Here is an 8,296-nt window from a genome sequence, read left to right as displayed (position 1 = left end):
GCTTCTAACAATGGTGAATTTATCTTAAAATATACTCATCACTGATGAACAGTGTTCAATAAGATGCGTTCCCCCTGATCCTATTATCTTTAAAACTGTCTAAATTATCAGGATCGCCATGAATGCTCCAATAAGCAATCTTTCTCAGAGAGCATCCTATTAGTTCAGCCGTTTGAGCTTGTGTATTTCCGCTATTTAGCAATAAAAAAATTAAGGCTCTTTGCCGAATGTCTGGATGCTCATGCTCCTTTAATACTTGTTGAAGAGTTTCCCTTGTCTCAGGACTCAGGAAGTTGTTACTAGGCATTGACTTTTTCTAAATATGGTCATTGTATATTATACAATATGCGTTTTAAATGCACAACAGCTTATATACTTGATGGCAGTATGGTGATCGGGCAAGCAAAATGGTTGGCTTTGTTGGTAAGTGCAAGCGATCGCCGATCGTTATAACAAATCACTGCAACCGACCTTATGCTAAATTATTGTTGGAATTAGAAGCGATCGCCAGCGCAAGCAAAAAAGGAGGATGTACAAAAATGGGTAAAGGCAGGTTAGAAGCATTCAGCGATGGTGTAATCGCCATTCTCATCACCATTATGGTGCTGGAATTGAAAGTGCCCCATGAAGCCGATTTAGCTGCGCTGCGTCCGCTAGTTCCAGTATTTCTGAGCTATGTACTCAGTTTTATTTATCTGGGTATCTACTGGAACAACCACCATCACTTGTTACAAGCGGCTCGGCAGGTCAATGGTAATGTTTTGTGGGCTAATCTGCATCTGCTGTTCTGGTTGTCACTCATTCCCTTTGTCACTGCTTGGACAGGCGAGAACCACTTCGCCGCCTGGCCAGTTGCGCTTTATGGCACCGTGCTGTTGTTGGCTGCGATCGCTTACTTCATTCTTACTCGTGTCCTTATTTCTCACCACGGTCAAGATTCCACTCTGGCAATTGCACTTGGGCGAGACTTTAAGGGGAAGGTATCAGTGGTGATTTATGCCGTAGCAATCCTGCTTTCCTTTGTCAACTCGTGGTTGGCTTTCATGCTGTATGTTTTAGTTGCAATAATGTGGCTTATCCCCGATCGGCGTATTGAGAAGATTCTGACTTCGTGAAGAATGTTCCACGAAAAGCCATCGCCAGCCAGCTAACACTTTGCTTTACCAATTAACAATTAACAATTAACAAATGACAATTCATCAAAACGGACTTTTTGTTGAACCTGGTCAAGGTCGTTCTTACTACCTTGGTCAAGACCTCTATACCTTCAAAGCAATTGGTGAAGAAACAGGGGAAGCCTATGCGCTTTGTGAAGTAATTGTTGCACCTGGTGGCGGCTCCCCGACCCATCGGCACCACCGAGAAGATGAATCATTTTATGTTCAAGACGGAGAGATTGAATTTCAGCTTGACGATCGTACTTTCGTGGCGACGGCTGGAACATTCCTTCATTCACCGAAAGGTCAGCTTCACCGATTTACGAATACTACCGCTACACCCGCTAAGATGATGGTTTGGGTCACTCCTGCTGGTTTTGAGAAATTTATTGCCGAAGCTGGAAAGGCAGTAAATGGTCAGATTACCCTTGGAGCATCTTTGACTCCTGAAGATTTGGACAAAATTCTTACTGCGGCTCCCAAGTACGGTATCGAGATCGTACCTCCACCATCCGAGTAACGATCGTGCGATCTCCGATCGTAAAACAATCACAACGCACAGAAGTAAAGAGATAGCTCTTGACACTCCCCGGCGTGAACGCACGGGGATTCTTAATTCATCGACTGACCTTTAAGCACTATGTCCTTTCGGCAATTCTTAAACCTTTCAACCCTACAAAAGTACCAATTGACGAGCTTAACTCACAGTAACCCTCTTGGGGTCTATCTCCAAAAGCGTACTAGGATATTAACCTAGAGTTCGGGTATGCCCTACCCTACCTAACAAACGAATTAAATTATTTGTTTTCTGGTAAAGAGAATACGTTGATTCTCTAGCTGTTTTAAGAGTTTTCGCTGCTCTGGGTCCAACAATTTATGCCTAAAAGTGTGTCTTAACTGTTTCACGATGGCAAAGGAGTTTAACCTTGACTATTGTAGTATACTACAAATACAAGCAAGTTTGGGATTTTTAGGAATGGATTTAAGAAATTAAAGCCGTCCTAAAAGAACGGGGTTTTAAACCCAGTTTTCTGATAAGGAGTCATTTGAGCTAACTTTTTTGGCAGCTTATGGGCATGACATCGTTTCCGGTTGCATCGGAATCATAAAATCGAGTCAACACTTAACACTCAACTATTCAGTTTTTCGACCCCTCCTTCTACAGTCAACAGTCAACAGTCAACAGTCAACAGTCACCTGACGGTGTAACCGGAATTGATATGACCCGGAGAGCCGGAGCGAGCGAATTGAGCGAGTTTGGCTTTACAAGTTTAAAGCTTTACATGGATTTCTGGTAAATTAATAACTCCATTGATTGAGAACAACAAACTGATTCTTGAGGTCATATTCTGTTGTCTGTGGCTGCTGAACCCACTTTAATACGGCAATATGCATAATCGATCGACCTTTAGTAAAAGATCGATCGACTTTCCACAAAAACAAAAGTCTATAATAAAATATGTTAAATTTCGGACTTCTGTCCTTCCGGCTCCTGCGTTACAGGTTCTGAATCTGGCTGCTTTAGAGCAACTTCCGAAGATTTTGGATCGTCGGGAAATTCAGGATTGCGTTTAGAAAATCCCCAGACAAATATCAAGGCGATACTAGAAACTACCAGCCACTGCGGAGGTACTAAATTGTCGTTAATTACTTTCACCAGCAATCGCATTCCCACCAAGCCAACTGTGACGTAGCCAGCATCTTCAAGGTGTACGAATTCGTCGAGCCAGCGGATAAACAATCCCGCCATAAATCGCAGAGCGATAATTCCAATTGTCGCGCCGGTCAGTACCAGCCAAGTTTCGTCAGAAATTGCGATCGCCGTAGTAACGCTATCCAAAGAAAACGCTAAATCCGTCAGAGCAATCACCGGAATGGCTTGCCACAGAGACACAAATCTGGGCCCGTGATGTTCTCCTTCCGAGTCAGCATCTGAGGAAAAGTGCTGGAAAACTAGCCACAGCAGGTAGAGAGCACCTAGCAGTTCAAACTGCCAGTATTGGATCACCCAAGTAGCAGTTAAAATTAATAATATCCGCAGTACAAAAGCAATTATCAAACCCAAGTTGAGAGCCTGTCGCTGTAGCTTGGCATCTTCCAAACCTTTAGAAATAGACGCCAGGGCGATCGCGTTGTCAGCCGAAAGTACAGCCTCCAAAGCCACCAAAACCAACAATAAGAAAAAGGCGTCTGCTCCAAAACTGGGCGAAGCATCGAGAAATTGATCTAGCATTAACTATTTTGTGCACCTAAGATTTATAAATGAAGAACGCACCGCAAATCGCTGGCTCCGTCGAACATTAGTGTCACCTTCACTTATCTTAACCTAACCTGGTCATTCTGTCCTAATGAATAGGGAAACAGTCAGGAGTCAGGAGTCAGCAGTTAGTCAGCAGTCAGAAGGAAGATTCTCCGATACTTTTTTGCTAACATTTGCTAACAAACACATAAGTTGAGAGCCTCTCTCAACCAAGGCGTATCAACCGATGCCCGTAGAAATTTCTACAACCACTTATATTTTAGCGTTCAGCTTGGTTATCGCTTACAGCTATTAGCCAATCTGATTATTTGCTTTGATAATGTAGAGGCAACTTATTTATATAGCGGTTGCGTACTACCAAGGTTTTTCACCTAAATCTGAGTGGCTAAATTAATTCTATATGATATAAAGACAAGCAGGTCAATGTAATTGATTGTTAGCAAATGTCAGAAAAAGTCTTACTGTTGATCGACCTCCTCTGGCTCTGTCTTCCTCTTTCTCACTCCCGGGCCCCGAAGTGTTGCAAGTTGTAACAAATGATTCCCAAAAGCGCCAATTTGTCTCAAATTGGTGAAAGCTCGTGTCCGCGAAAAGGAGTTTTCCGAATATGTCTTTAACAGATACCCAAGTCTACGTAGCGCTCGTAATTGCTTTGATTCCCGGAATCTTGGCTTTCCGGCTGTCAACTGAACTGTACAAGTAGTTTCCAGACACCAGTCGCGAACCGCTGGATCGCCTGCCCGAGTAGTTAAATCTCTCGCATTACAGACAATTGCTGCCGCAGTGGAGTAAATTGTTTGTGGTCAGCAAGACGAGACTGCAAGGGCAGGCATTTTTATTGGGAAATTCCGTCTTCAGGCGTCACCTTTGTCTTAACAATTTTGGCTGTCAGCACCCTGACGAACAGGGGCGAGTGTGCGTTAAGCTCAGACTTTGCTCTTGTGAGCTCTAAAACGTCAGTCTCAGGTATTTGAAAAAAAAATTATGCAAGCGATTGAACCGACCGTTACCCCACTGCGTCCTGTAAAAAACTCCCCTCGGGTTACTCCTCGTCGCAGCAGCAGCCGCCAGCGTTCCTACCCTCACCAAACGCTCGCCGCCGAAACAGGAGTCAAGTTGGCAGTCAACATTGTACTTTCAGTCTGTGCGACTTCAGCTTTGATTCAGCTTTGGCCTCACTACCGGGCCGTGCAAGAAAAATTGCACGAAATCCAAGCTGAAGTCAATCTTACCCAAGGGCGAGTAAATCAGTCGCGATCGGACTTTAACCGCTACTTTGACCCCAGTCTTGCTAAAACTGTGATGCAAGAGCAAAGCAATCGAGTTGACCCCCAGCAGCGAGGAGTGATTTTGCAGGAACCCGAAACACCCGATGCCGAGGAATCAACGGCGCAACCTTAAAGTAGGGGAGTTGACTGTTGACTGCTGACTGCTGACTGCTGACTGCTGACTGCTGACTTTGCCATCACGGTTTTTTCTTTCAGTAGTTGCAGTGCAGCTTGATATTGCAAGTCTGCTTCGGTGCCGATTAGATCGCGCGCCATCGGCTCTAGCTGCACTACCCGATCGGGCGAAATCCCCAGTTTGTTAATATCTGTGTGGTTCGGCGTCTCGTACTTAGCCACAGTCACGGCCAACCCGGAACCGTCAGACAAATCAAATAGCGACTGAATCAGCCCTTTGCCGAAAGTCTTTTCGCCCACCAGTTGAGCTCTGCCGTTATCTTGCAGCGCACCAGCCAAAATTTCGCTAGCACTGGCAGTTCCCTTATTCACCAAAACAATCAGCGGATCGTCAGTTAGGGCTTGTCCAGAGGCTTCAAAACTGCCGAGAATGCCTTGTCGGTTCACAGTGTAGACGATCGTCCCGGAATCGAGCCACAAGCGGGCAATTTCAATCCCTGCTTGCAACAGTCCGCCCGGGTTGTTCCGCAGGTCGAGAATGTAGGCGGCGGCTCCTTGTTTTTCCAAGCGGTCGATCGCGCGAGCAACTTCCTCAGTGGCGTTAGCGCTGAATTGACTCAAGCGAATGTAGCCCAGCGGTAAATTCTCTGGCCCAGACTGCAATTCGGCGTAAACCGGATTCAGAGCAATGCGATCGCGCACTAGCTCAATTTCCTCATCAGCGTCCCTTCCCTCGCGCCCCAAGGTCAGAGTCACCGTAGTGCCAGCGCGGCCGCGCATTCGAGTTGCTGCCTCGTCTAGGCTCAATTCTGAGGTGAGAGTGCCGTCAATTTTCAGAATGCGATCGAGGGGTTGGATGCCAGCTTTATCCGCCGGGGAGCCAACCAAAGGAGCCACCACTGTCAGGGTATTTGTCTGGGGGTCGATCGCAATTTGCAGCCCCACACCCGTCAATTCTCCCGAAGTGTTAACCTGCAAACTGCGGTACTGTTCGGGTTTCAGCAGTCGAGTGAAGGGGTCGTCGAGATTCGCCAGCATTCCCTGGATGGCCGTGTAAGTCTGCTCTCTGTCGTTGAGCGGTTGTTTGACAGCTTTTTGGCGAATCGACCACCAATTGTGATTGTTGAATTTGTCATCCACGTAAGAGCGATTGACAATTCGCCAAGCTTCGCTCAAAAGCTGCTGTTCTGGAGTTAGGGCCGCCGCAGGCCCGACCCACGGGCCTAAAACTAGGGCGACTTGGAGAAAAAGTACAATAGCAATCTGGAAAACTCGTCGGTGCATGATTTTTCTGTAAAAGATAGGCAAGTATTGCATCTCCTGTATTTTAAGTTTGTAGGCTTTTAAGCTTTTGCGCATTTAACTCTCCCCAAGGCATTAGGCATTCGTCAAACGTCCGCCGCGAACAAAAAATTAGTTAAATGTAACATTTAATCGCAAAAAGAGTGAAGTTTTATCATTAATATTAAAATTTACGCCCCAGCGACCTGCGGGCGGGCTCGGACTTTGATCCTGCGCTCGGCTCTTGGCTGTATGCCAGCTTGGGGCGGATGTGGAGCTTGCAGAAAAGGGTATTTGAGACTCGGCCAAAGCATCGCTAGCGTGAAATTTGTACGGTAATTATGTTACATTTTTTATCACAGTCTGGAATTCGATCGGGCAACGCCAGCGAGTAGGGACAAGCGACCGCTTAGTTTCCCAGGGCTTGCAGGCGATCGCACAATAGAGTTCCTTTCGTCAGCTCCAAATTTAAAAATAGCCTCAGGCATTTGCTAGTAAAAGCCAACTGCTCGGCGCGGGGCGACAAAAAAACCTTGTGGCTGCTGCCCTGAACCTCAACCACAGCAATATTCTTTTAGGAATTCTGGCTCCATGTTTTCTAAACAAATCACCGACTCAAAAACCTACCAGTGGTTTGAGGAACGCCTGGAAATTCAGGCGCTCGCCGATGACATCACTACCAAGTACGTACCCCCCCACGTCAATATCTTCTACTGCTTGGGCGGAATTACTTTAGTTTGCTTTCTGATCCAGTTTGCCACCGGCTTCGCCATGACTTTCTATTACCGTCCGACGGTAGCAGAAGCTTTTTCTTCAGTGCAATACCTGATGAATGAAGTTAACTTCGGCTGGCTGATCCGCTCCATTCACCGCTGGTCTGCCAGCATGATGGTGCTGATGATGATTTTGCACATCTTCCGGGTTTACCTGACCGGCGGCTTCAAAAAGCCCCGCGAATTAACCTGGGTGACAGGAGTAATCTTGGCAGTCATCACTGTTTCTTTCGGCGTGACCGGCTACTCGCTGCCTTGGGATCAAATCGGTTACTGGGCAGTTAAAATCGTTTCCGGCGTACCCGAAGCCATCCCGTTTGTCGGTTCTACACTTGTTGAACTGCTGCGCGGTGGTGTCAGCGTCGGTCAAGGTACTTTGACTCGCTACTACAGCTTGCACACTTTTGTGTTGCCTTGGCTGATTGTAGTCTTTATGCTGGCTCACTTCTTGATGATTCGCAAGCAAGGCATTTCTGGCCCGTTGTAAGTTTTGAGTTGTGGGGGCGGTATTTTTTTGCCCCCCGCTGAATTTTGAGTTGAAAATTCAGAATTCATCACTCATGATATTTATTTACGGCCAATACAATACTTCCTGCGATCGCGCCGCTGATTCAGACTAACGAATACAGCGGAATCCCAGGCCCGGGTAAAACTAAAAGGAGAACACTCTCACTATGTCTATTCTCAAAAAACCAGATTTGAGCGATCCAGCACTCCGCGCTAAGCTCGCTAAGGGCATGGGTCACAACTATTACGGCGAACCCGCTTGGCCCAATGACTTGCTCTACGTTTTCCCGATCGTGATCATGGGAACGATTTCTCTGTGCGTGGGTTTGGCTGTACTAGACCCGGCTATGATTGGCGAACCTGCCAATCCTTTTGCTACTCCGCTAGAAATTCTGCCGGAATGGTATTTGTGGCCTGTATTCCAACTTTTGCGCGTTTTGCCTAACAAATTGTTGGGTATTGCTTGCATGGCCGGTGTTCCAGTTGGCTTGATTTTGATTCCGTTCATCGAGAATGTTAACAAGTTCCAAAATCCGTTCCGCCGCCCTGTTGCTACTACAGTCTTCCTGTTGGGAACTGCGGTAACTCTGTGGTTGGGTATTGGTGCTATTTTCCCGATCGACAAATCTTTCACGCTGGGTCTTTTCTAAAATTTAAGCTTGCTTGATTGTGACGCCCGCGGGTTTCCTGTAAAGTGCTTTTGTACTGAAAGGAAACTTTTGCGGGCGTCATTTGATTTTAGATATGGGATTTGGGATTTAAGATTTAAGATTTAGGCTCTTCCTTACCTTAATGTCGGCAGAAGGCTCCCGCTAAACCATCGGGGGATTTATCGAGCTCCGCGAGTACCCCCGATGGTTTAGCGGTGAGATGAATGCCGACCAGCTAACAATTGAGCGATAGCGAATCATTATA

Annotated in this window: 9 protein-coding genes; 6 read left to right on the top strand and 3 right to left on the bottom strand. The window is 46.5% G+C overall.

Annotation, left to right across the window (positions count from 1 at the left end; translation table 11 throughout):
- The first annotated feature begins 407 nt into the window (after positions 1-407).
- Complete coding sequence (locus tag QUB70_RS30395; protein WP_332985444.1) at positions 408-1,115, top strand: TMEM175 family protein; 708 nt, start codon at positions 408-410, stop codon at positions 1,113-1,115.
- Positions 1,116-1,188: 73 nt separating this feature from the next.
- Complete coding sequence (locus QUB70_RS30390) at positions 1,189-1,677, top strand: cupin domain-containing protein (RefSeq protein ID WP_332985443.1); 489 nt, start codon at positions 1,189-1,191, stop codon at positions 1,675-1,677.
- A 942-nt stretch (positions 1,678-2,619) separates the two neighbouring features.
- Here QUB70_RS30390 and QUB70_RS30385 read toward each other — a convergent pair.
- The gene (locus tag QUB70_RS30385) at positions 2,620-3,390 is read right to left on the bottom strand and encodes a TerC family protein (RefSeq protein WP_332985442.1); all 771 of its coding nucleotides are present in this window, start codon (positions 3,388-3,390) and stop codon (positions 2,620-2,622) included.
- A gap of 634 nt (positions 3,391-4,024) precedes the next feature.
- On the opposite strand from QUB70_RS30385, the gene psaM reads away from it, so the two are divergent.
- Together psaM and QUB70_RS30375 are read left to right on the top strand one after the other, a co-directional pair.
- Positions 4,025-4,120, top strand: a complete 96-nt coding sequence (psaM, locus tag QUB70_RS30380; RefSeq protein ID WP_015174804.1) for a photosystem I reaction center subunit XII — start codon at positions 4,025-4,027, stop codon at positions 4,118-4,120.
- A gap of 281 nt (positions 4,121-4,401) precedes the next feature.
- Positions 4,402-4,818, top strand: coding sequence for a hypothetical protein (locus QUB70_RS30375; protein WP_332985441.1), 417 nt, complete (start codon positions 4,402-4,404; stop codon positions 4,816-4,818).
- Here the strand turns inward: QUB70_RS30375 and ctpA are convergent.
- Together ctpA and QUB70_RS30365 are read right to left on the bottom strand one after the other, a co-directional pair.
- A complete protein-coding gene (gene ctpA, locus QUB70_RS30370) occupies positions 4,815-6,104 on the bottom strand; it encodes a carboxyl-terminal processing protease CtpA (protein ID WP_332985445.1) in 1,290 nt (429 codons plus the stop codon). The two genes, QUB70_RS30375 and ctpA, sit on opposite strands and share 4 nt — an antisense overlap.
- 406 nt (positions 6,105-6,510) lie before the next feature.
- The gene (locus QUB70_RS30365; protein WP_332985440.1) at positions 6,511-6,663 is read right to left on the bottom strand and encodes a hypothetical protein; all 153 of its coding nucleotides are present in this window, start codon (positions 6,661-6,663) and stop codon (positions 6,511-6,513) included.
- Between the two features lie 29 nt (positions 6,664-6,692).
- Here QUB70_RS30365 and petB point away from each other — a divergent pair, with 29 nt between their 5' ends.
- Both petB and petD read left to right on the top strand, forming a co-directional pair.
- Positions 6,693-7,361, top strand: a complete 669-nt coding sequence (petB, locus tag QUB70_RS30360; protein WP_332985439.1) for a cytochrome b6 — start codon at positions 6,693-6,695, stop codon at positions 7,359-7,361.
- A 187-nt stretch (positions 7,362-7,548) separates the two neighbouring features.
- Complete coding sequence (gene petD / locus QUB70_RS30355) at positions 7,549-8,031, top strand: cytochrome b6-f complex subunit IV (protein WP_332985438.1); 483 nt, start codon at positions 7,549-7,551, stop codon at positions 8,029-8,031.
- Positions 8,032-8,296: the final 265 nt, after the last annotated feature.

Source organism: Microcoleus sp. A003_D6 (genome assembly GCF_036702825.1).
GTDB lineage: Bacteria > Cyanobacteriota > Cyanobacteriia > Cyanobacteriales > Microcoleaceae > Microcoleus.
The sequence above is the reverse complement of the archived record's forward strand: the minus strand, read 5'-3'. Positions and strand labels throughout refer to the sequence as shown.